Genomic DNA, 22,884 nt, shown 5'->3' on the forward strand with positions numbered 1-22,884 from the left:
TTGGTGAATTCCCCTCTTTCCTTTGAAAATGATTTTCATCCCTCGTTGGTGAATTCCCCTCTTTCCTTTGAAAATGATTTTCATCCCCCCTTGCCGAATTCCCTCTTTCCTTTGCAAATGGTTTTCATCCCCCGTTGGTGAATTCCCTCTTTTTTAAACTTTTTGAAAATAAATTTTGCAATTACGAAAAGTGTCGTACATTTACTTACGAAGACATTCGTAGATCAATAATCATTGAAAATAAATGAGTACAGCAAAAAATAACAAACCGACGGAAAGTGAACTGGAGATTCTTGGAATCCTGTGGGAGAAAGGCGACTGTACGGTAAGGGATGTGCACGAAGAGCTGTCAAAAAGCAAAGATGCCGGGTATACTACCACCCTGAAGTTAATGCAGATCATGCATGAAAAGGGCTATTTAAACAGAGATGCCAGTAGCAAAACGCACGTGTATACTGCTGCGATCTCACAGGAAAATACCCAACAGCAATTGCTGAACAAAATGATTGATACCGTATTTAATGGTTCTGCTTCTCAATTAGTCATGCAGGCCCTTGGTCATCATAATTCTTCGAAAGAAGAACTCGACAAGATCAGACAATACCTGAATGACATAGAAGACCAGCAAAAAAGGTAAACTCAAGGTTTATGACAGCACAACTTGTTCTCCCTACGATTCTGATCCAGGCATTTGGATGGGCGCTTTTACATTCCCTGTGGCAGGGGTTCCTGATCTTTGCGTGTCTCCGGCTCGTATTGTACGTATGGTCGCACATGAGCGCCAGGATTAAGTACAACCTGTCGTACCTGTCCCTGACCGGCATCTTTGCCTGGTTTTGCATCACACTCTATCAACAGGTAACTGCTGCATTGCGCATCAGGCAGGCTACCTGGGTGATGATTGAAACCGGCGTTCGCCAGCGACACCTGGAAGTGCCTCCGATCTATCACAGCCAAAGCACCATCAAACACTTCATTCCACAACTGGAAATGTGGTTCCCTGTACTGGTTGGCCTCTATGTAACGGGAGTAGCTGTCATGAGTATCAAACTAATTATGGATCTGGTCCAACTGAAACAGATCCGCAATAAACAAGTGCTACCCATAGATGCAGTATGGGAAAAGCACCTGGAACGACTGGCTGCCCGGTTACGGATTCCCCGTAAAGTGCAGTTGCTGATCTCCACACAAATTCAGGTGCCTGTGATGATCGGCTTTCTGAAACCTTTGATCCTGCTGCCTGTCGCCATGTTCAACAACCTGACTGCCGAACAGCTGGAAGCCATTCTCCTGCACGAGCTGGCACACATCAAACGCAATGATTATCTACTCAATATCTTCCAATCTATTGTTGAAACAATTCTGTTCTTTAATCCTTTCATCTGGTGGATCACTAAAAACATCCGCCTGGAAAGGGAACACTGTTGCGATGACCTTGTTATTGCAAGTCAGGTGCAACCCCTGCAATATGCCAAAGCGCTGGTAGCATTAGAAGAATACCGGTTAACAGTTAATGCACTAGCCATGGCAGCGGCAGATAATAAACAACATCTATTTCACCGCATTAAACGCATCATGGAAATGAAAACTAAAAACATTAATTATACACAGAAACTGCTGGCCGTATTGATTATCGCCGTAAGCCTCGTTGCCATTGCATGGTTGAATCCCATCCAGGCACGTGCAAAAAAGACTGCCAGAAAATCACCAGCACCTGTGCTGACCCAAATATCCCGCACACTGCTGGGAGATACCACTGCCCCGAAAGCCAATGTCCATAATGAGGAACAAGAGCAGGATCAGGTTGACAAGGAAGCACTGGATGCAGATGTGCAGGCAGCAACTGACGATGCAATGGCAAATATCAACTGGGAAGATGTGAACAATGATATGGCCAATGCCATGAAAGAAGTGAACTGGGAGGATATTAATAAAGAGGTTGAAAATGCGATGAAGAATATTGATTGGAAACAGATCAACAAAGACGTTGATAATGCCATGAAGGAAATTGACTGGAAACAGATTAATAAGGAAGTGAAAGAGAGTTTGAGACAAGCTAAAATAAATGGGCATACTGGTGTGAACGTAAACCCTAACGTCAATTTTAACCCTGATGTAAACATCAATATCGACACCAACGTTATTCAGGAGAGTATTCGTATGGGCCTGGATGCTGCCAGAGCTGCGATGAAAGATGTAGCCATCCCTGCTGCCAAAATGGGAATGGAATCTGCCAGAGCTGCTATGAATAGCCAGGAATTTAAGGAAGCGATGGATAAAGGACGCCAGGAAGCTGCAAAAGCAATGAAAGAATCCCGCAAACAAATGGAGTTTGCGATGGCTACTGCGAAAGCTGAGATGAAAAAACAGCGGATCACAGAAACTAAAATGCGCGAAGATATGGCGCATGCAAAAGCTGATGGTCAGTATAAGGAAATGATTGATAAGATGGCTGCTGATAAACTGATTGATGCGGACAAGGGGTATAAGATTGAGAAAAAAGATGGGGATCTTTATATCAATGATGTGAAGCAATCAGGTGAAGTAGCAGATAAATATAAAGTTTACCTGAAAAATGCAAAGAAACTGTCTATACTTGGTAAAGAAGATAGCCTGAGCATAAATGTAGAAGAATAAGCGTAAACATTGCTGGCTATTCAGGGTAAAGAATAATAGTTTTAAGAAAATAAAATTATCCATTACCGGCTACCTCTGATCAAAAACTATAGCCTTAAAACCATAAGATTTATAAGTGGCTTTCCGCCAAAGCCTGTCATTTATACTGCGCTATTGCCGTTCCTACGGCAGTGGCGTTTTTTTTGATCTATCCCTCTTATCTTTATGCACAAAACCACCATAGATGAAGAAGATTTTCCAAGGGATACTGATGATGCTATTGGCTACGGGTGCTGTAGCGCAGGACTTAAATAAAACGCTTCAGGACTTTACTGTCATTAAAAATAATGCCGCCACACCAGTAAAGAATCAGGGAGAAACTGGTACCTGCTGGTGCTTTTCCTCTACAGCAGTAGTGGAATCTGAGTGCCTGAGAAAAGGACTGCCAGCGCTGGATCTCTCTGAGATGTACATTGTACGTAATATCTATATGGAGAAGGCAAAGAACTACATTCACAGGCAGGGATTTACCCGCTTTGACGAAGGCGGTCTGGCACACGATTTTCTGCATGCAGCAGCGATCTATGGCCTGGTGCCGGAGAATGTGTACAGCGGTCTGACCAATGGACGTACCAGCCATGATCATGCACCGATGGTAGAAGAAATGAAAAACTACCTGGATAGTTTGCTGAAAGTAAAAAGACCTTTGCCGGACAACTGGACAGCACGTGTGAGCAGCATTTTGGACAAGTATTTAGGTGCAGCGCCTGCGTCATTCACTTACAATGGCAAGAACTATACACCCCTGACTTTTGCAAAGGAAGTAGTGAAGTTTTCACAAGATGATTATGTGAACCTGACTTCATTTACAGATCATCCTTACTATGCACCTTTTATTGTGCAGGTGCCTGATAACTATTCTAATGGTGCCTACTATAACCTGCCGCTGGAAGAGCTGGTGAATGTGGCGAAAGCAACAGTGAATAAAGGCTACACAGTATTGTGGGATACGGATATGAGTAACAGGGGATGGATGCTGGGCAACGGATATGGATTGTATCCTGCTGCAGATTCCCTGCTGAAGAAAGTACCCTTTAATCCTGATCTGAATGAGAAGGCATATAATGCAGATGACAGACAACGACTGTATGAAGAGCTGGTGACGGAAGATGATCACCTGATGCAGATTACAGGCTTGGGTAAGTCTGCCGGTGGTAAGGAGTTTTTCATTGTGAAAAATTCATGGGGAGCGAAGGCTGGCCCTTTTGAAGGATATATGCATGTGTCTATTCCTTATTTTGCGATGAATACGATTACGATGGTGGTGCCGAAAGCTGTACTGGATAAGGCGATGCTAAATAAACTGGCATTGAAGTAATTCTTCTGTGTATAATAAAAAACCGCTTCTGTCTCGGACAGAAGCGGTTTTTTTATTGGCTGGCATAGGCTGCAAAAGACAATATATTTATACCTATAATGATTGAAATATTAATGATGCGAGACTTCGAAGGTCCTGAAGTTTTGTACTTCCCCAGGTTCAATAGTAACGCCTGTTACTTTGGCTAGCGGCGGGCCCTGACGGCACCAGGCGATGAAAGCTTCCATTGGCGCCTCCTCTCCTTCTGCGGCAATCCAGACACTGCCATCGGGCAGGTTTTTGATCTGCCCTTTGATATCAAGCCCATCGGCCGCCCGCTTGGTATTAGTTCTGAAGAAGACACCCTGCACCTTGCCTTTTACAATAATGACTTTGTGTATCTTTTGCATCGTTATGCTGTTACGGTTATGAAATATGTTTTGTGAACATATTAAATCTACGAACAGTCAGGAAAAATATAAAATTATTCTGCCAGGAAACAGCCGCAGCTGACGAATGTCACACCCTACGCCACACAACGAACTGACAAGCATCAGAACTTCCTCCGCACAACACGCCGACACCCCTCACACTTTCCCCCCGCACAACACCCCCCACTCCTTACCTAACCCCCCTCAAACCCTACGCCGCATAATTAAACAACGTATGCTCATTCCCTCTCACCGCCTCATCTCCAAAGAAGAACTCCTTCACCGTCTCATACTGCCCACCCGCCGCTGGTTTCCTCAATAGCGTAAAACTCTTACACTGAAAACTCCGCACAAATACCTGATTGTAAAAATGATCATATACCTGATCAAACTCACGGGTATTCATCCCTCTCGCTATCGTAATATGCGGTTTGTATGGACTGGATTTGATATCAAATTCCTGTAGGATCCTTTTATGCAATTCTACAATCGGCTTTGGATTCGCCACATTGATAAAGATCGTGCGCTTATCCTCCTGCAGCTCGAAGTGATCAAAACGGGAAGTATATAATGTAAACCCTGACTGTCTGCCGGCTATATTATCTAACAGGTTGACAAAATCATCCTCAAAACGCACTGGAAATACAGAGCGGAATAGACTGACGTTAGCCTGTGAGAATTGGGTATCGCCGATACCCAGTTCCTGCGCGATCATCCGCTTTAAAGCCATTACATCATTGTTGATATGAGTACCGGGATTAACTACTAATAAGTAGTCATACAATAATTCCTGTTCAGGAATAACGTTATTATTTGTAATCATAACCAAATAAGTTTTGAACTTAAAGTGTATTGGTTATTTGAATATTGACATTACAAATATAAAATCTTTATTTCGATTTTACTAATTTATTTAGCATTAAATACTAACTTTTTTACTTAATACTAAAATAAATAGCATTCACTGGTATAAAAAACCGGTACAGCAGCCATTTAAACGGCTACCATACCGGAGTAAAATAAATATATAATTGGCTTATGCCAGTGCTTTCACGATTGCTACAAAGTCAGCAGCTACCAAAGATGCACCACCGATCAGACCACCATCCACATCCGGGCAGGAGAACAGCTCTACAGCGTTTGAAGGCTTCGCACTACCACCATACAGGATAGAGATATTCAGGGCAGCTTCACGACCATATTTAGCAGCGATCTGCGCTCTGATAAATGCGTGCATGTCCTGTGCCTGTGCTGCACTTGCAGTCAGACCAGTACCAATCGCCCAGATTGGCTCATAAGCGATCACTACATCCTTCAGCTGCTCAACTGTCAGGTGATACAGGCTTTCTTCCAGTTGTTTTGCAACATATTCATTCTGGGTTTCAGCTTTTCTCACTTCCAGTGGCTCACCGCAACAGAAAAGAGGTTTCAAACCATTTGCCAGTGCCAGGTCAATCTTTTTAGCCAGTACTGCGTTAGTTTCCTGGAAATATTCTCTCCTTTCAGAGTGACCCAGGATCACGTAGTCTACGCCTACAGACTGCAGCATTTCAGCTGATACCTCACCAGTGTAAGCACCAGATTTCTCTGACGCACTGTTCTGTGATGCCAGGAAGAAACCAGGATTATTCTTCAGTAATGCTTTCGCTTTCACCAGGTAAGGGAAAGGTGTAGCAAATACAACTTCCTGTCCTTCTTTCAGATGCAGACCAGCCGCCAGTACGTCATTGATCAGTTGCTCACCCTGCGCCAGGGTCAGGTTCATTTTCCAGTTTCCTGCAACGATTTTTTTTCTCATGTTTATCGCTATTGTTAATGATATATTGAATTGAATCTAAGATTTTCCTCTTACTGCTGCATAGACTGCTTTTAGCAAACGCTCTTCTACATCGCCCAGCTGTTGCCCTTTGAACTGCATCCACTGACGGGCATCCCGCAAAGCCTCCTGTTCCCTGTAAGGTGCCGGTTGCACCCCACCCCAGGAAAAGGAAGGCACAAACTTAGGCGGGAATTCGCCTCCAAAGATATTACACGAAACGCCAATTACAGTGCCTGTGTTAAACATTGTGCCAATACCGCTCCTGCTGTAATCCCCCATGATCAGTCCACACTTGGTACCAGCAGGTATCGCCTCATTTTTGGCCTCAACCCATACCCGCACCGTACTGGCGTTATTTTTCAGGTTTGAGTTCGTAGTATTCCCCCCAAGGTTACACCATTCACCCAGCACCGCATCTCCCAGGTAGCCATCATGACCTTTGTTGGAATAGCCCATCATCACCACATTCTTGATCTCACCTCCCCCTACACTACCAGGCCCCAGCGTAGTAGCACCATATATTTTAGTCCCCATCTTCAGCATCGCACCTTCACACAATGCCAGCGGCCCCCTGATCAGACAGCCTTCCATCACTTCCGCTCCTTTTGCAATATAGATCGGCCCCGTCTTTCCATTCAAAATGCTGTGCTCTACCACAGCCCCCGCCTCCAGAAAAACATTTTCTACCCCACTGACCTGGTTGGATCCCGAAATCGGGGCAGACGTTCGACCTTCCGTCAGAAGGGCAAAGTCCTGGCGCAAAGCACTATCATTTAATCGAAATATATCCCATGGATAAATCAGCTGTTGTAATGATTCCTGATAGTTAATCCGGTCACCAGCCGTAAGTTGCCCCAAACCAACACCCACTCCCCCCTCAGCAAGCAATTGCCCCAAACCATCACCCACTCCCCCTTCTGCTACCAATTGCCCCAAACCATCACCCGCTAACTGCCAATCACCACCTACTAACCCAAAATCACCCCCAAAATCTCCCCCCACTACCACCTTCGCCACCAATATATCATCCTTATACAACCCCTGCCCCACCTTCAAACCCCGAATCGCCTCCACCAGCCCGGCATCCGGCAATACACCCCCATTGATCAGCACACACTGATCATCAGCAAAAACAGTCTGTAGAGGAAATTTTTCCTGCAAATAAGGAAGGGTCAGGAAGCTGGCACTGGTCTTAAACCACCGCTCCCATTTTTCTCTTATGGTAAGTATCCCTACACGGATGGCCGCCACCGGCCGGGTATGAGTGAAAGGGTACAACAAATCACGTGCAGGAGTGTCAAATAGAATATAATGCCGCTCCATTGGGGATAAAAATAGAAAATCCCATCGAAAAAGTCGATGGGATTCCCATTAAATTATTTGACCGGCCTGTACTAGGCTTTCTTTCCGTAGCGTTTGTTGAACTTGTCGATACGACCTGCTGTATCCACCAGCACGTTCTTTCCGGTATAGAAAGGATGTGAAGTATTGGAAATTTCAAGCTTGATCACTGGATATTCGTTGCCATCTTCCCACTTGATGGTTTCTTTAGTAGGAGCGGTAGACTTGCTCAAGAAAGTATGTCCATTAGACATATCTTTGAATATTACAAACCTGTAACTTTCCGGATGGATTCCCTGTTTCATCAGAATTTTAGTTTTCTTTGTTTTTTACCAGATGCAACCGCGCATATTCATTCTTCTACAATCGATGAACGCCCATGCTAGATTTCATACCAATATTTATAATACAGGCTGCAAAGGTAAATATTTATTTTAATTTTCCAGCCATTAAGACTGATTTTTTTTAATCTTTCATGTTTACATACTGGAGCGGTATATTCAGGTTGCCCGTTCTGAGCAGCTGTATAACCTCCTGAAGATCATCTCTTTTTTTACCGGTTACGCGCACAATGTCGTCCATAATGGCCGCCTGCACCTTAGAGCCGGAGTCTTTGATCAGCTTGACAATCTTCTTGGCATCTTCCTGCTTGATCCCATTACGTACGGCAACGTCTTTCTTTACCACTTTACCACTCTGGTAATGCTCTTTGGCCAGATCATAAATATTTGCATCCAGGCCCTGCTTGATGGTACGACTGATCAGTACGTCAATCACCTGGTCCAGCTTCATCTCACTCTCCACTTCAATAACCACACTCAGATCTTTTTTATTGAGCGCAATATTGACATGAGAGCCTTTGAAATCGTACCTGTTAGTGATTTCTTTATTTACCGTATTTATTGCATTGTCAAGTGTCTGTGTATCCACTTTGCTAACAATATCAAAGGATGGCATAATTGAGTATTTTTTTTTGTGACAGAAGACAAATATAAATATGAATTAGGACATAGCGGCCATTGTAGCCCATAAAAAGAAAAACCCCGGGACGTTTCCCGGGGTAATTCCCTTCCTAGGCAGGGAACAGTGTCACTTGAATCTACAAGCGACCAACAACTCTCTTTCTTTATCAGTCTATCTTCGTCACCTTTGCAGATCCTGAAGAAGACTGGTTAATGGAAGGATTACCTTTGTAACGTACCTTGGCGCCACCACTTATGCTGATATCCAGTTTCTTTTCTGCAAATACAGCCAGATCCCCACTACCAGACACCGCTACTTCTACTGACTCTGATTGCAATGCCAATGCATCTACACTGGCTGACCCTGAAATACCATATTCTACCTTAGTAACATTCCCTTTCAGCGCAATCTTAGTAGAACCAGACACCCCTATTTCCAGCTTTTCTGCTTTCAGGTCCATATCTATTATCACACTACCACTGATACCCAACTCAACTTTATCTCCTTTCAGTGTACCTTTACTATAAAAGCCACCAGAGCCGCTTGCTGCAAGAGATTTCACTTCTGCCATACTCACATTCACCGTAATTTTCTGCGTAGGTTTAATATTATATCCCTTCTTCACATGCAGTTGCAATTCCCCGTTTTCTACATCTGTTACGATGTAAGGCAGTAAATTATCGTCTGCTTCTATTTCAATGTTACTACCCGAACCAGGCGTAATGTATACATTGAAACTACCTGAAGTGGATATGCTTTTAAAAGAAGAGGCAGATCTTGATTCCTTCTTCAATGTGCCACTACCGGTCACAAGTTCTTTCTGTGCAAATACAGATACACTTGCAAATAGAAGCATGAAGAATGCAATAGCTGTTGTTTTCATAATTGTGTTATTTATTGGATGGAAATTAGTTCGTACTGAATGAAACATCACTGTAGGTACCATTTATCACCAGCGAAGGCGACTGATCATTACCACCTGCAGAAATCGCAGTATAAGTGACGTTGGAAGATTTCTTTATAGAGCTCTCACTCTTCATAGCCAGCCCACCGTTGTGCACATCTCCGTTATGCAAAATGATTTTAAACTGTAACCCTATGCGGGAAGGCATTCCCTGCAATTTGAGATCTGCATACGTGAGCCCGATCCTTCCCCCTTTAAAACTATTCCCGATGCTCTTTACTTTCAGATCACCATACACCAGCCTCGCATTGAGTTCTGCCTGTAATTCTCCGATATTAAAATCTGAATAGTTGCAGGAGATATTGAGTGCACCCACCTTTGCTACTTTGTAGTCATCATAGTTCGACTTTGAATCCAATGATCCTACTGTACCCAGTTCATACTCGGAATAATTGGATTGTGTAGTGAGCGAGCCAATATTATCACATTTCAGGTTGGAATAATTAGCACGTACTGTCAGTGCATCTGCTTTACCAATGCGGCCTTTATCGCAGTAATTCAAACCCAGCGTCAAAGACTTTTGCACTTCCTTAATATCGTAGGTACAATAATTTAATCCCATAGTGGCAGGAAAACTCAGCACATCGGCCAATATGTCTCCGAAACTGTTATCCAATGACAGTTTGCGCAAATCTTCAGGTACGTATACTTCGTAATCAATATTCACATAGTCTTTACTATCCCTTTTAGCTCCCCAGTTGAATAGTCTGCCAGTGGAACCCAGCGGATGATAACTGGTTTGCAGCGAGATCTCCCCATTCGCATTGCTCTCATCAATGTCTACCATGTTTGCTGAGTTCTGCGCTTCGCTGGCATTCTTTCCAAAACCAGTGACAGTAATGGTCGCTTTCACATGGTTCTGCTTCCAGGTATGGATAATGATCTTGCCGTATTTATTCGAGATGGACAATACTGAATTACTTCCATTAGCGTAATCTTTTGAAATAACGCGCTTGAATTCACTGTCCCCTTTTTTACCAAATGCCATCACGGGCAATAACAGTAGTAGTAGTATTTTAAATTTCCCTTTCATAATTTGACTGCTTTTGCTTAACGGGCTGTTTCTCTCTCAACTCATCAAGTATTTTATCAAGAAGGTCCAGCTTCAACTGATAATAGCGGACCATGGCTGCTTTAATTCTTTCATTTCCCGGGTTCTGGACCAGTTCTGTTTCCAACACCTTGTAGGTATCGTTGCGTAGTTCCAGTTCCTTGCGGGCAGCGCTATCCAGACCCAGTACAGCTGGCGGATAGGCATTGATTTCAGACAGGCGCTTCTCTATCTGGGAAGTATAGTATATACCGGCCTCCTGCATCTCTGGCGAAACAGCCGCTACCTGCTGCTGTTTCTTCATTTGCAGGAACTGGAAGATGACAAATGTATTCACCACCAGTACCAGTACTGCTGCTACTTTAAGCCAATTGCGCCCTAATAGCTGCAACACTTTTCCCTTTTTCTGTGGCATGAGTTCCTTCTCCAGCTTATCCCACAAAATGGGCCTGGGTCCGGACTGCTCAAAATCAGAACGGTGTTGCCTGATAAATTCCTCAAAACTCTCTTCTGGCATCAGCGTATTGCATTTTTTTGTTTAATGATCTGCCGCACCTTGTCCTTTGCACGCATATATTGCGTTTTCACTGTAGATTCAGATATATCCAGCATGGTAGCTATCTCCTTGTGGGAGTACTCTTCAAAGATGTAGAGGTTCAGCACAGTACGGTAACCATGCGGCAATACCTGTATAGCATCTTTGATAGCAGAAACTGTCCAGGCAAAACTATCTTCGTCCAATCCTGTCTTCTCTTCTGCGACATCTATATTGTCCACTTCTTCAAAATACACTTTCTTCCTGCGCAGGTGACTCAAACAGTGGTTCACCACGATCCTTTTGATCCAGGCCGTCATACTACCCGCATTTTCAAGGCGGTCAATGTTCCGGAATACCTGTATAAAGGCCTCCTGCAGTGTATCTTCAGCATCAGCTGCATTACCAGTCATACGTAAACAGATATTGTACATTGCTGCTGAATAAGCATTGTACAGCTCGCGGAATGCGCGAACCTCTCCCTTTTTGCACTGGGCTACCAGGTGGTCTGTTATGATAGTCTGATTCAAGTTGTTGTTGGCTGATGCTTGCATAATAAAGACAATATTTTTAAAAAAGGTTGCACCGCTGGTGAGAAAAATTCGGGGAATTATGAACTAAAAGCAGTCAAACACTTAACAATCAAACGATTAGAACTTTAAAAAAAGGACGTAACCAAGGGGCTACGTCCTATCCATCCTTATATATACCTAAAAAACAGGTCGATGTTAATTAGCTTTCACACGGTTTTGTTCGTCTTCCAGGCCGGTTTTGTGGTTGCGGGCTGCCTTGATATTCGTATTACCGAAGCGGTAGTTGAATGCGAGGCGGACCTGCCTGGATTCCCATTTGGAATCCACTGACATAAAGCGACCGGCGTTGGTAAACGTGCCGCGGAAACGCTGATTATTGAACACGTCGTTTACATTCAGCTTCAGACTACCCTTCTTATGCAGGATGGATTTGGATAATCCACAATCGAATGCATACATCGGTTTCATTTTCATGAGCCCCTCATCTGCAATCTGTGAAGACATGTAGAAGAAAGTCGCTTCTGCTGTAATGCCGTAAGGAAGTGTGAACGTGTGCTGGGTACGACCCATAAAACCACCAGATTCCACACTCACCAGGTTATTGTCCACCATTGTCTCGTACTTAGCATACAATCCCTGAAGATAGGTGTAAGTGTTCCACCACTTCGTGATCGGGAAAGGCATAGAAATACTGAAGGTGAAGTTGTCAGACTTTGCAATGTTCAGGTACCTGTAGCGAAGGATGGATGTATCGCCGGTTGCCGGATCTTTTTCTGACTCTGCCACCTGTGTGAGTTTATCTGATGCATGTGAGTAAGCCACTGAAGTGGTCAGGAACTGTTTGAAGGTATGACTTACTTCAAAGTTATTGCTGTAAGAAGGCTTCAGGTAAGGGTTTCCTGCGATCTTGGTATACCTGTCCAGGTAGAACTCGAAAGGGTTCAGATCTTCGTAATCCGGACGCTGTATACGACGGCTGTAAGAAACACCCAGCTGATGATCTTTTGCCACATTGTAGCTCACGAACAGACTAGGGAACAGGTTAAAGTAAGTCGTATCTGTCACTTTGGAAATGGTCACAGAGTTCCCCTCGATGTGTGACAGCTCACCGCGCAAACCTGCCTGCAGCGTGAGTTTCTTAAACTGTTTGGAGAAGTTGATATAACCTGCATTTACATTTTCCTTGTAGATAAAATGGTTGGAACGGTTATTATCATACACCCAGTTGCCATAGCGTAAAGAGTCGAAACGTGCATCATTATCAGATTTTACAAAGCTAAGCTTCACCCCTGCTTCCAGTTTTGCCTGGTGTTTCAAAGGATTGACATAGTCTGCTTTGAAGGTCTTGATTTCGATTGTAGACGGCTGCATATTACGGGTCGTATCGCCGCGTGTAAAGTTTTTACCTGTGGCATCAAACACGTTTGAATAAGTATTTAAGCGTTTGCTGTCGTGGTTACGGGCATAGTCCAGGTCAATGCTCAGTTCCTTGCCCGTAGTATCCAGGGTGCCTTTATAGTTCAGGTTATAAGCCATCCTGTTCCAGTCACCAGGGTTCTTTGAATCGGTGCGCAGCGTAGAATCAACGATATCATTTTTACCAATATAGGTGATGGAATTGGAAGGCATAGTATAGTTTCTCAGCGCCCCATCAATCATAACACCAATGGTGTGGTTCTTATTGATGAAATAATCAAGACCTACTTTGGCACCATTGTAATCAGAGAACTGGTTATGTTTATTGTGGTTGTCGAACACATTCACATTGCCATCTGCAGGATAACTGCGATACAGGTCCAGGGTCTGGTTATTCTGACGGTGGTTGTAGTTGTAAGAACCAAATACGTTGTACTTCGCATTGCGGTGGTTCAGGTTCAGGCTACCATTATATTTAGGAGTAGCGCCATAGCCACCACCGAGAGAAATACTACCATTGGTACCTACAGTGTTGTTCTTTTTCAGTTTGATGTTGATGATCCCGGCGTTGCCCGCTGCATCGTATTTGGCGGAAGGATTGGTGATCAGTTCTATTTGCTCAATATTGCTACTGGGCATACTTTTCAGCAGCGCGGCAACGTCCTGGGAACTCATGTTGGTGAGCTTTCCATCAATCATGATGACAACACCGTTTTTACCTTTCAGGCTGATATTATCATCTTTATCTATAGTGATACCTGGTGATTTTTCCAATACCTCCATGGCATTGGCGCCAGCTCCTACTACACTGTTTTCAACGTTTACAACCATCTTGTCTACGCGCTGCTCTACGAATGGCTTTTTACCAGTCACGTTTACGGCTTTCAGGTTGCGGGTATCAGTGCTTAAGGTGAGGGCATTCACTTTAACAGGTGAATTTTTTACTTCAAAAGGTTGGCTATATGCTTTGGTCATACCTACATAAGCGGCAGCAACGAGGTACTTACCATCTTTTACAGGTTCAATTTCATATTTACCATTTATATCTGCAATCGCTCCTTTTACAAGGGAGGAATCGGAAGCTTTTAATAAAGTAACGGTGGCAAACTCGACCGGCTTATTCCCGGTCTGCAATACCTGGCCAGCAACTTTTCCCAAGCCAGGATTTTGAGCCTGGGAAGCAATACCCAGGGTCATGATTGATAAAAGAAAAGTTACTGTCTTCATATAAGGCGGATTAAGGATTTCTAAGTCTCTGTTTTTTAGATAGTTAATAATATAGAACCTTTAATAGTCTAGTTCCTTTGTTTATCAACTACAGTGTAAAGATAGGTAGTTTGCATTGCATAGTACATAACTTTACATAAACGGTCATCAGATAGGGATGATTGGTAAAATCTATTTTAAAGGCTGTATTAAGAAGACGAGGGAGGAGTGAAAAGGTTGCAAAAAAAAATCGCTTCTACTCAATGTAGAAGCGATTTATAATAATGTAGTATCAATTTTACCATTTGATGCTTTCCAGTACATCGGGCAGTTCCGCCTGTACTTTCTCGAAGAAAACCCTTTCTTCTTTGCGGATATGGTCCTCAAGGCTACGTGCCAGCAGATCCATTGCACCTATCATATCTTTCTCTTCCGTAACAGTGAGTGCACTGTACATGCGGGAGATAGTGGAATGCTCCTGGTATAGTTCTGTCAGGAGCCCGTCTATTTCCGGATTTTTGCCCAGGCACAATTCAAAGAGGTATTCTTCTTTTTGAATGTGTGGTACCATTACTTCCTGGAATACTTTTACGATATAAGCCAGTTTTGCATCAGTTTCAAGTGGAAAGCCTTCATAGGGAGCAGCATCTTTTTTAAGATAGCGGCATACAAATAATAATCGCTGGTGCTCCTGCGAAAGAGGCACTAAGGTAGAATGACGTTGCATGATCAGGATATGGTTTTAGCCGATGTATAAAGTTTACGGCAATACCAGATCAACACAGCTCCGCCTATTACCATGAGTGTAGAAATGATTTCAGCCTGAGTAGGATGAAATCCGAAAATGTCATATTTAGTGTTCACTCTAATCTTTTCAATAAAGAATCTTTCAACGCCATTCAGGATCAGGTAGATACCGAATACCATACCTGGCACCCTGATCTTTTTACGGATACTCCATAATAATGCAAACAACAACAGGCACGCAATGATCTCATACAGGGCTGTCGGATAAACAGAGATCGGCAGCACACTGCAATATTTGCCAGTACAACCCGGCATCAGTACACCTTCATTGATTACATTATGTGGATAGCCGTAGGCAAAGAACCAGTCTGGCAGGAAGCTGAGGCCCTGAGGCTTGGCAAAAGCTGCGTGTGGAATATGCTCCAGGCTACCATACTGGCGGGCGAAGAATAGCTCATTTGCTTTAAGTACTTCCTGGAATTTGGTAGGATCTACCTGGGCTACATGCCCTGTAGCATCTGTTACATATGCACTGTTGTATATCCCCCAGTCACCGTCGCCGGAGAAGTGACAACCCATACGGCCTACCCCATAAGCAAGCATAAGACCCGGTGCAGCACTGTCTATCAGGTGTAGTACATTGATCGACTTCCTGTGGGCGTATCGGATAATCACAAAACTCGCTACGATCAGACCACCATAAAAAGTCAAACCACTGAAGGACAACAGGGAACCAATCGGATCCTGTACGAAGTCGCCCCAGTTTTCCAGGTTGTGAAACACCTTTGCACCAATCAGACCAGCAATGGCAGCCATCACGGTAAAGTCAGGTACACGTTGGTGAGGATATACGAGTTCAGTAACAGTCACTTCTTTTTCAGATTTCTGTTTCTGACCACTTCTATATTTAAAGTAAGCAACAACAGCACCAACGATGATACCACCTATGAAGCTCCCCCTAGTAGATAAAACAAATGACTGGAGATCCTGGGATACATTTTCCCAATCGGATATGATCCCTATTATTTTAAAACCAAGAATAAAACCAACTACTCCATTAATAAGGATGTCAGTGGTACTTACAGGTTTACCCTTTGTAATTGTTTCAGGAATACCTTTCAATAACCCCAGGCGCTCTCTCCTTTTCAATTCACTGGTCAGGGTATAGGCGGCTGCAAGGAATGCAATAGCTACAAAGAAACCGAAGGTCTGAAACAGTTTAAAAAAAGGAAGCTCTAAACCTAACAGATCCTTAAATGCGTAATATAAATTAGGATACATAGCCAAAAAAAATTGGTGATCTGAGTTTTCCTATGAACAAAGCCGAATTAGTCAGGAAGGAAAATCAAACCACCAAAGTAAGCAGTAAAAATCGCAAATTCCAAATCATATTTACGTTTAATGTAAAGTGCCTGACACAAAAATCAAATAAATTTAGCGCCAGGCATTTTACTTCTTACGTAAGCTGATCTTAACAATATTGTTCGAAAGCATCAACCAGGTTCGCTGCGATCATCTGTGCAGGGCGACCTTCGATCATGTGACGCTCAATGAAATGCACCAACTGTCCATCTTTAAACAGTGCGATAGCTGGAGAAGATGGAGGATAAGGCAGCAAATGAGTACGGATCTGCTGGATGGCAGCGGTATCAAAACCTGCAAAACTGGTAGTCAGCTTGTCTGGTTTCTTTTCGCTGTGCGCTACAGCCAATAACACTCCTGGACGTGCACTACCAGCAGAACAACCACATACAGAGTTGATCATCACCAGTGTAGTACCAGCACCCTTTAATGTTTCATCTACCTGATCAGGTGTCAGCAATTCTTCAAAACCATTATCTGTTAACTCTGCCTTCATCGGCATTACTAATGCTGCTGGATACATATGAATATAATTTTATTGTTCGTCAAATTTTTACAAAGTTAAACAATCAGCGGATAAATAGAAAAACTTGAATGAATATGCCGTTTTGACCGATCATTTTGATTGCACACGACATTTTGTCCCCTTTCTTTGCGAGTTTACTAGCAAAATAGCAGTTTTTGTGCCATGGTATTCAGTTTGCATATACCTAATTGTTCAAATTTTTCAAACAAAAACTAAAACTCATAAAACCATGACATACGTAAAATTTAATCAACATCCTGCAGCAAAAGCATTTGGCGGCTTAGTAGAAGACATTTTTAATAATAATGGATTTAAGCAAGCCCTGAAAGATGACTTTTTAACAAATGACTTTTTTGGTGCACATCCCCCAGTAAATATTTATGAAGGTAAAGATGGTTATACCATCGAACTCCTCGTACCAGGTTGGGCAAAAGAAGAAATTAAGATCAACATTGAAAATAAAGCCCTGACCATCAGCGCTGAGAAAGCTGAAAAAGCTGCTGAAAACAAGGACGAAGCCCCAAAACAAACCCGTAAGGAATTTGGAATCCGTTCTTCTTTCAAACGTTCCTTCAACATCAACGAACAGGTTGATGCCGAAAAGATCCAGGCCAAATATGAGAATGGTATACTCAAATTGGTACTGCCTAAAAAAGAAACTATACAAGCCGCTGCCAAAGCGATTGTTGTGGAATAAGGATTAAACTTAATAGCTATAAATCCCCTCTGTGTTTACAGGGGGGATTTTTTTATAATTCACACAAACGTTTAAGAGTTATCCTGTTTTTATGGGATAATTTGCCATATAACCATATGGCCTATGCCTCAACTATTTAAAAGTATACGATCCCTGGCAGGAAAAATATACGTCACTACAGAAATTGCAGTGATAGGCAACGCTTTACAGGTTACCGTCAATACAAGATTACAGTGCAGACTCAAGCTGATTTTTGATTATCTCTTTTTCCATATACTCTTGCTGATACCAAAATTACTTGTAGCACTTTATTATCAGAATAGCACGGACCTGTTACTCCTGTCAGTATATATGATAATATTACCAGCCGCTATGCTCATGTTGAAAAACGGGGCATCCCCCAAAATGGTTAGTTTTTTGGTAGCCCTCTCTACCCTGATACTCCCTATGGCCTCTTCCTTTTTTAATAACCAGGATGTATCACCTAAGTATACCATGACCTGGTTACTCAGCCTGCTCTTCTGTTATATTACTATCAACAGGAGGACGACGCTGTTTTTAGGAAGTTTATTATGCGCTTACCTGGGCCTGGTATCCTGGATCAAAGTGCATCACCTGGCATTTCCGGTTTCGGAAGGATATGTACCGGAACAGTTGTCTCCATTCATGGCATTGTATGCCGGTATGTACATTTTATTCCTGATGCGGGTATTTGGCAAACACTACCGGAATATATTTATGCTGGAGCATGAGCAAACCATCCAAAAACAGAAACAACACTCATCTTTATTAAATCAACACCTGACTAAGCAGTTCATCATTCTGAAAGGTCTGAGCCGTTCCGGTAAGTCCAAATACCTGGATGGGAACAAGGAATTGCTGGAAGCCTGCCTGGTGGAGATCGAAAAACAGTGTGAAAGTGCTATTGACTACCTGGATAATGGAAAATTGCCAGAAAGCTGAGTACGCAGCCTACACGTCTGTGTGAGCATTGCGAAATGAATACAGGTGTGGTTTTAACAGGATTTTAGGAAACCAGCCCCATAAATAGGTTAAAAAATTACAACTTTCGGGTATTTTTCTACGACTTAGTCCAGACTATCTTTGTATCATCATAGAACAGGAATTCTATTCTCCTGATACACCACAACGTTAATTTGTCTTATTCTTCCCTATACGAACGAACCTTATATCCCTACTTGTCTTATTTTCCTTTATGCTTTTGATGATAAACCTATGCCATGGAATTGGGCTTCTCTAAATTGCTGGGGGAGCCTTTTTTTGTGAAAATGATTTTCATCTTCGTTGGTGAATCCCCGCTTTCATGAATGTTTCTCTAAAAATGGTTTTCATCTTCGTTGGTGAATCCCCGCTTTCATGAATGTTTCTCTAAAAATGATTTTCATCTTCGTTGGTGAATCCCCGCTTTCATGAATGTGTTTATTTATAACCATCGAATAAAAAAATAACCCCGCGAAAAATCGCGGGGTGTTTCAGTGGATTACTAACCCATTTTTTTAATAACCCAAAATCTTCAGCATACTCTGGGCAGTTTGTTCCTTAGCATACAGCCAGTCTTTCAGCTGCCCATTTTTATCATAACCAACAATCACGTGCTTTGGCGACGGGATAAGGCAGTGCTTGATACCACCATATCCACTCAGTTGATCCTGGTAAGCACCTGTATGGAAGAACCCGATATACAGCGGCTCACCCTCAGACACTTTTGGCAAAAACACTGCATTGATATGCTCTTCAGAAGTATAGAAGTCATATCCATCGCAGGTCAACCCTCCCAGGTGCACTTCCTGGTATTCCTGTTCCCACTTATTAATGGGTAGCATAAGGAATTTCTCCCCGATGCCCCAGGTGTCAGGCAGTGTGGTAATAAAAGAACTGTCAATCATATACCAGATCTCACGGTCGTTCTGCATCTTCTCGCCTACCACGCTGTAGATCACAGCACCACTCTCACCTACAGTGAACGAACCGAACTCGGTATAAATATCCGGTACCGGTACCTTGTTCTTTTTACAAACACTCTTAATGGTGGCTACGATCTCATTTACCATGTAATTGTAGTCGTAGTCAAAACCCAGGGAGTGCTTAATAGGAAAACCTCCTCCTATATTAATACTATCGAGCTCAGGAGAGATTTTCTTTAGCTGGCAGTACAGTTGCAATACCCTGTTGAACTGGCTCCAGTAATAAACGTCATCCTTGATCCCCTTATTCATGAAGAAGTGCAGCATTTTCAGCTCGAACTTCTCATTGCCTTTCAGCTTGTCGATATAAAATTCCAGCACATCGCGGGAACGGATCCCCAGACGGGAGGTATAAAAATCAAAGGTAGGTTCCTCTTCAGCCGCAATACGCAGCCCCAACTTTACCCTCTCCTTCGTCCGGATGAATTTCTGGTAATCCTCCAGCTCCTCTTTGTTGTCCAGAACCGGAATCACATTTTTGAACCCGGCGTTGACCAATTTGGAAATCGCCTTTGTGTAAGCTTTGGTTTTGTAACCATTACAGATCACTTTGGTCTCCTTGGTGATCTTTTTCCTCTCATACAACTTGGTAATAATGTCAATGTCGTATGCAAAAGACGTCTCAATGTGTATCCCGTGTTTCAGGGTCTCTTCCATTATAAAGGAAAAGTGAGAACTTTTGGTACAGTAGCAATAGTAATAATTACCATCGTACCTGTTCTTCTTGATTGCATCTTGGAACATCTTCTTGGCCTTATTGATCTGCATGCCTATTTTAGGCAGATAGGTCAATTTGAAAGGTGTTCCGTACTTATCAATCAACGCTTTGATATTCACCCCATTAAATTCCAGGTAGCTATCCTGTACATCAAACCCTTCCTGGGGAAACTCGAAGGTTTGGTTGACGAGATCTGTGTAGGTGCTGTTCATTTAAACCTGCGATACATGTTTAAGGATTAGTAAAAAGCATATCACAACCCTCGCTGGAAAACTCCTGGTTTACACACCTACGTCAGTTCTTTAAAAGCCCAGCAAAATTGGTTGCAAAGCTAAATATTTTGTCCAATTGGCCGGACAAAAAGTTTCTTTTTTTTTTAAACGGTTAGATATTAAGCTAAATCTAACGCTTTCAATATGTTAAATACATTTATATATGTAAATTTTCCCTTATTTTAATAACGTCAGACTACGTTTTCCCTCGCAAAAAATAAGGTCCAGAATGCTAAGATTTGGCAGGAAGCCTACCCTTTCCTGGAATACCTGGGTGTATGCCGGCAGGTCGGTTTTGGCATTTTCCTTACCTGGTACCATACTATCACGAGCGTCTGTCAGGTTAGTTGCTGTATAATTCTTACTATATTCAGTAGTATAAGTAGTAGGGGAGGATAACCCGATCACCTTGTTAGCCCACTCAAAGCAAGCCTGGTTCCAGTCCATCAGGTATTCAAAAGGTCGTTCATACAGCTGACCCAGCTCTTCCTCATAATATTCAAACCAGGGTGAACGACGGTAGGCCGAAACCAAAGTCTTCCAATGCTGTGCCTGCCACTTTTCTTCATTACTGATTCTCACATCTTTCATCACCGTCCTCTGGTTCTTGCCACGGGCCAGGGGAACACTTAATAATATACTTCCGTTCGGTCCGGCAATGTAGCAACGGTTCCTGAAACTAAGCTTTTGATAGTGCTCAAATCTCTCAATCAATAATATATCGTGCTCAGTTAAAGTCTTATAGAAGAATAAGTTTGGAAAGTATTGAGATTCAATCAATAATGTTTTTTGATTTGCATCAGCTGCCATGTTGTCGAATTTGTTGTTTTAAACCTGAATACACTTATTTCAAGATGCGGAGTTACTTATGAATTATTATCTAACAATTGTTGTAAGTAATTGTTAAACAGCTCATAGCATTCTCAAAAATATGCTAGTAAAATTAGCATTTCACCTTTAACTTAAAAATTCAGGAAACTGCAAATTTACTAAATAGTTTAGTAGCTTTTGTATTCATTTTCAGTGGAGCTTTGCTTCAAGTAAAATCTGAAGCTGAGGAGATATTTAGAGAACGTTAAATCGTCCTTCGAGGGGAATAAAATGCATTAACTTTGGTAAAATCCATTTTGACATCATGAAGTATTTACGTCTTTCGATATGCATTTTCCTGATATGGGGAATGGCAAGCTCTTGTGAAAAGTTCAAAGATCTTGAGTTTGTAAGAGTAGCTGGTATCAATCTCGACAACCTCGGTTTTCAAAAGAGCATCATACGGATGACGTTGGCATATTACAATCCAAACGGTTTTAACCTGAAATTGAAAGACGCCAATTTTGACCTCTACTTTGACGATACCCAGGTGGGCCATTCTATCCAGGATACCATGATCATGATCCCTGCAAAGGACACATTTTACTTTCCCGTAAAACTGGAAGTGAATATGGAAAATGTATTTAAAAATGCGCTTGGCGCACTCATGAATAAGGAAGTGACTATCAAGGCTTCGGGAAATTGTAAAGTTGGTAAAGGGGGCGTTTTTCTGCCTTTTCCTATAAAATGCGAGACAAAACAGCCGCTAAACTTCTTTTAAGTGCTTACACAAAGAGAGTTCGTTACACAAAGAAAATAAAAAAAGCCACATTCACGGTGGCTTTTTTTGTATCTACTTACTAACACTTAATTTTTCTTCTTGTCCGGGTACCGCCATCTCCTGGTTTTCCAAAAGTCTTAGTTTCTCTTCTTGTCTGAGGTACCACCATCTCCTGTTTTTCCAGAAGACTTAATTCTTCTTCTTGTCCGGGGTACCGCCATCTCCTGGTTTTCCAGAAGTCTTAATTCTTCCTCTTGCCCGGGGTACCGCCATCTCCTGGTTTTCCAAAAGACTTAATTCTTCTTCTTGTCCGGGGTACCACCATCTTCTGGTTTTTTACAGCATGTAGGCAGTTTTTTGTAAGATTCATCGTTAGCTGTCACATTATCCGCATCATAACCCGCATTTGCGATAGCAGTCTTCACATTTTCGATATTGGTACGGTCGCTGTAGAATTTTACAGTTGTCAGTCCTTTTTTGAAATCTACTTTAGAAGATTGCACACCTTCTTCTCCTGACAGGTATCTTTCGATACGGTTTTTGCACTGTTCGCAACGTACAGTTGGTGTAGCAATCTTAGCAGTCACCAGTGTACCTTTCTTTACCTGGGCTATGGCAGTCATTCCAAAGCAACCCAGCATTAATACCATTACTAATCTAGCAATACGCATGTTTTACGTTTTATAGTTCTAATATAGCAAAAACTTTGCTTATTTACCAGTCCATTGGTCAGAAGCACTTCTCCACGCTTCCA

At 42.5% G+C, this 22,884-nt stretch carries 23 protein-coding genes; 6 read left to right on the forward strand and 17 right to left on the reverse strand.

What is annotated here, in order from left to right; genetic code table 11:
• Positions 1 to 244: 244 nt before the first annotated feature.
• The 3 genes from BW716_RS15700 (at position 245) to BW716_RS15710 (ending at position 3,994) form a co-directional block, all read left to right on the forward strand.
• The gene (locus BW716_RS15700; protein ID WP_083723654.1) at positions 245 to 637 is read left to right on the forward strand and encodes a BlaI/MecI/CopY family transcriptional regulator; all 393 of its coding nucleotides are present in this window, start codon (positions 245 to 247) and stop codon (positions 635 to 637) included.
• An 11-nt stretch (positions 638 to 648) separates the two neighbouring features.
• Positions 649 to 2,637, forward strand: a complete 1,989-nt coding sequence (locus tag BW716_RS15705) for a M56 family metallopeptidase (protein WP_083723656.1) — start codon at positions 649 to 651, stop codon at positions 2,635 to 2,637.
• Between the two features lie 223 nt (positions 2,638 to 2,860).
• Complete coding sequence (locus tag BW716_RS15710; RefSeq protein ID WP_083723658.1) at positions 2,861 to 3,994, forward strand: C1 family peptidase; 1,134 nt, start codon at positions 2,861 to 2,863, stop codon at positions 3,992 to 3,994.
• 110 nt (positions 3,995 to 4,104) lie between these two features.
• On the opposite strand, the gene BW716_RS15715 is transcribed toward BW716_RS15710, so the two are convergent.
• The 14 genes from BW716_RS15715 to BW716_RS15780 all read right to left on the reverse strand — a co-directional run bounded on the left by BW716_RS15715 (position 4,105) and on the right by BW716_RS15780 (position 16,864).
• Positions 4,105 to 4,383 carry an acylphosphatase gene (locus BW716_RS15715; RefSeq protein ID WP_083723660.1) on the reverse strand — a complete coding sequence of 93 codons (279 nt, stop codon included), beginning with the start codon at positions 4,381 to 4,383 and terminating at the stop codon, positions 4,105 to 4,107.
• Positions 4,384 to 4,615: 232 nt separating this feature from the next.
• A complete protein-coding gene (locus BW716_RS15720) occupies positions 4,616 to 5,227 on the reverse strand; it encodes a 2'-5' RNA ligase family protein (RefSeq protein WP_083723662.1) in 612 nt (203 codons plus the stop codon).
• A gap of 213 nt (positions 5,228 to 5,440) precedes the next feature.
• Positions 5,441 to 6,202, reverse strand: a complete 762-nt coding sequence (gene tpiA / locus BW716_RS15725) for a triose-phosphate isomerase (RefSeq protein ID WP_083723664.1) — start codon at positions 6,200 to 6,202, stop codon at positions 5,441 to 5,443.
• A gap of 36 nt (positions 6,203 to 6,238) precedes the next feature.
• Positions 6,239 to 7,546, reverse strand: coding sequence for a putative sugar nucleotidyl transferase (locus tag BW716_RS15730; protein ID WP_083723666.1), 1,308 nt, complete (start codon positions 7,544 to 7,546; stop codon positions 6,239 to 6,241).
• 71 nt (positions 7,547 to 7,617) lie between these two features.
• Positions 7,618 to 7,869, reverse strand: coding sequence for a type B 50S ribosomal protein L31 (locus BW716_RS15735; RefSeq protein ID WP_083723668.1), 252 nt, complete (start codon positions 7,867 to 7,869; stop codon positions 7,618 to 7,620).
• 160 nt (positions 7,870 to 8,029) lie between these two features.
• Entirely contained in the window at positions 8,030 to 8,521 is a 492-nt protein-coding gene (locus BW716_RS15740) for a YajQ family cyclic di-GMP-binding protein (protein WP_083723670.1), read from the reverse strand.
• Positions 8,522 to 8,693: 172 nt separating this feature from the next.
• Positions 8,694 to 9,410: a head GIN domain-containing protein gene (locus BW716_RS15745; RefSeq protein WP_179091154.1), complete on the reverse strand. Its 717-nt coding sequence runs from the start codon at positions 9,408 to 9,410 to the stop codon at positions 8,694 to 8,696.
• A gap of 25 nt (positions 9,411 to 9,435) precedes the next feature.
• The gene (locus tag BW716_RS15750; protein ID WP_143708864.1) at positions 9,436 to 10,524 is read right to left on the reverse strand and encodes a hypothetical protein; all 1,089 of its coding nucleotides are present in this window, start codon (positions 10,522 to 10,524) and stop codon (positions 9,436 to 9,438) included.
• A complete protein-coding gene (locus BW716_RS15755; RefSeq protein ID WP_083723676.1) occupies positions 10,508 to 11,059 on the reverse strand; it encodes a hypothetical protein in 552 nt (183 codons plus the stop codon). Before BW716_RS15755 ends, BW716_RS15750 begins: the two co-directional genes overlap by 17 nt.
• Positions 11,059 to 11,631, reverse strand: coding sequence for an RNA polymerase sigma factor (locus tag BW716_RS15760; protein ID WP_083723678.1), 573 nt, complete (start codon positions 11,629 to 11,631; stop codon positions 11,059 to 11,061). Before BW716_RS15760 ends, BW716_RS15755 begins: the two co-directional genes overlap by 1 nt.
• Before the next feature lie 174 nt (positions 11,632 to 11,805).
• The gene (locus BW716_RS15765) at positions 11,806 to 14,253 is read right to left on the reverse strand and encodes a TonB-dependent receptor (RefSeq protein WP_083723680.1); all 2,448 of its coding nucleotides are present in this window, start codon (positions 14,251 to 14,253) and stop codon (positions 11,806 to 11,808) included.
• Between the two features lie 277 nt (positions 14,254 to 14,530).
• Positions 14,531 to 14,959, reverse strand: coding sequence for a hemerythrin domain-containing protein (locus BW716_RS15770; protein ID WP_083723682.1), 429 nt, complete (start codon positions 14,957 to 14,959; stop codon positions 14,531 to 14,533).
• 2 nt (positions 14,960 to 14,961) lie between these two features.
• The gene (locus BW716_RS15775) at positions 14,962 to 16,260 is read right to left on the reverse strand and encodes a prolipoprotein diacylglyceryl transferase (protein ID WP_083723684.1); all 1,299 of its coding nucleotides are present in this window, start codon (positions 16,258 to 16,260) and stop codon (positions 14,962 to 14,964) included.
• A gap of 190 nt (positions 16,261 to 16,450) precedes the next feature.
• Entirely contained in the window at positions 16,451 to 16,864 is a 414-nt protein-coding gene (locus BW716_RS15780) for a BrxA/BrxB family bacilliredoxin (RefSeq protein WP_083723686.1), read from the reverse strand.
• 67 nt (positions 16,865 to 16,931) lie between these two features.
• Between BW716_RS15780 and BW716_RS15785 the strand changes: the two genes are divergently transcribed.
• A complete protein-coding gene (locus BW716_RS15785; RefSeq protein WP_143708865.1) occupies positions 16,932 to 17,564 on the forward strand; it encodes an Hsp20/alpha crystallin family protein in 633 nt (210 codons plus the stop codon).
• Between the two features lie 123 nt (positions 17,565 to 17,687).
• The gene (locus BW716_RS15790) at positions 17,688 to 18,527 is read left to right on the forward strand and encodes a hypothetical protein (protein WP_083723690.1); all 840 of its coding nucleotides are present in this window, start codon (positions 17,688 to 17,690) and stop codon (positions 18,525 to 18,527) included.
• A gap of 554 nt (positions 18,528 to 19,081) precedes the next feature.
• Here BW716_RS15790 and BW716_RS15795 read toward each other — a convergent pair.
• Complete coding sequence (locus BW716_RS15795; RefSeq protein ID WP_083723692.1) at positions 19,082 to 20,479, reverse strand: arginine decarboxylase; 1,398 nt, start codon at positions 20,477 to 20,479, stop codon at positions 19,082 to 19,084.
• A gap of 237 nt (positions 20,480 to 20,716) precedes the next feature.
• The gene (locus BW716_RS15800; RefSeq protein ID WP_083723694.1) at positions 20,717 to 21,349 is read right to left on the reverse strand and encodes a WbqC family protein; all 633 of its coding nucleotides are present in this window, start codon (positions 21,347 to 21,349) and stop codon (positions 20,717 to 20,719) included.
• Positions 21,350 to 21,674: 325 nt separating this feature from the next.
• Here BW716_RS15800 and BW716_RS15805 point away from each other — a divergent pair, with 325 nt between their 5' ends.
• Complete coding sequence (locus BW716_RS15805) at positions 21,675 to 22,130, forward strand: LEA type 2 family protein (protein WP_083723696.1); 456 nt, start codon at positions 21,675 to 21,677, stop codon at positions 22,128 to 22,130.
• 293 nt (positions 22,131 to 22,423) lie between these two features.
• Here BW716_RS15805 and BW716_RS15810 read toward each other — a convergent pair whose 3' ends face one another.
• The gene (locus tag BW716_RS15810) at positions 22,424 to 22,801 is read right to left on the reverse strand and encodes a heavy-metal-associated domain-containing protein (RefSeq protein WP_083723698.1); all 378 of its coding nucleotides are present in this window, start codon (positions 22,799 to 22,801) and stop codon (positions 22,424 to 22,426) included.
• Positions 22,802 to 22,884: the final 83 nt, after the last annotated feature.

This window comes from [Flexibacter] sp. ATCC 35208, from assembly GCF_001975825.1.
Classification (GTDB): Bacteria; Bacteroidota; Bacteroidia; order Chitinophagales; family Chitinophagaceae; genus Chitinophaga.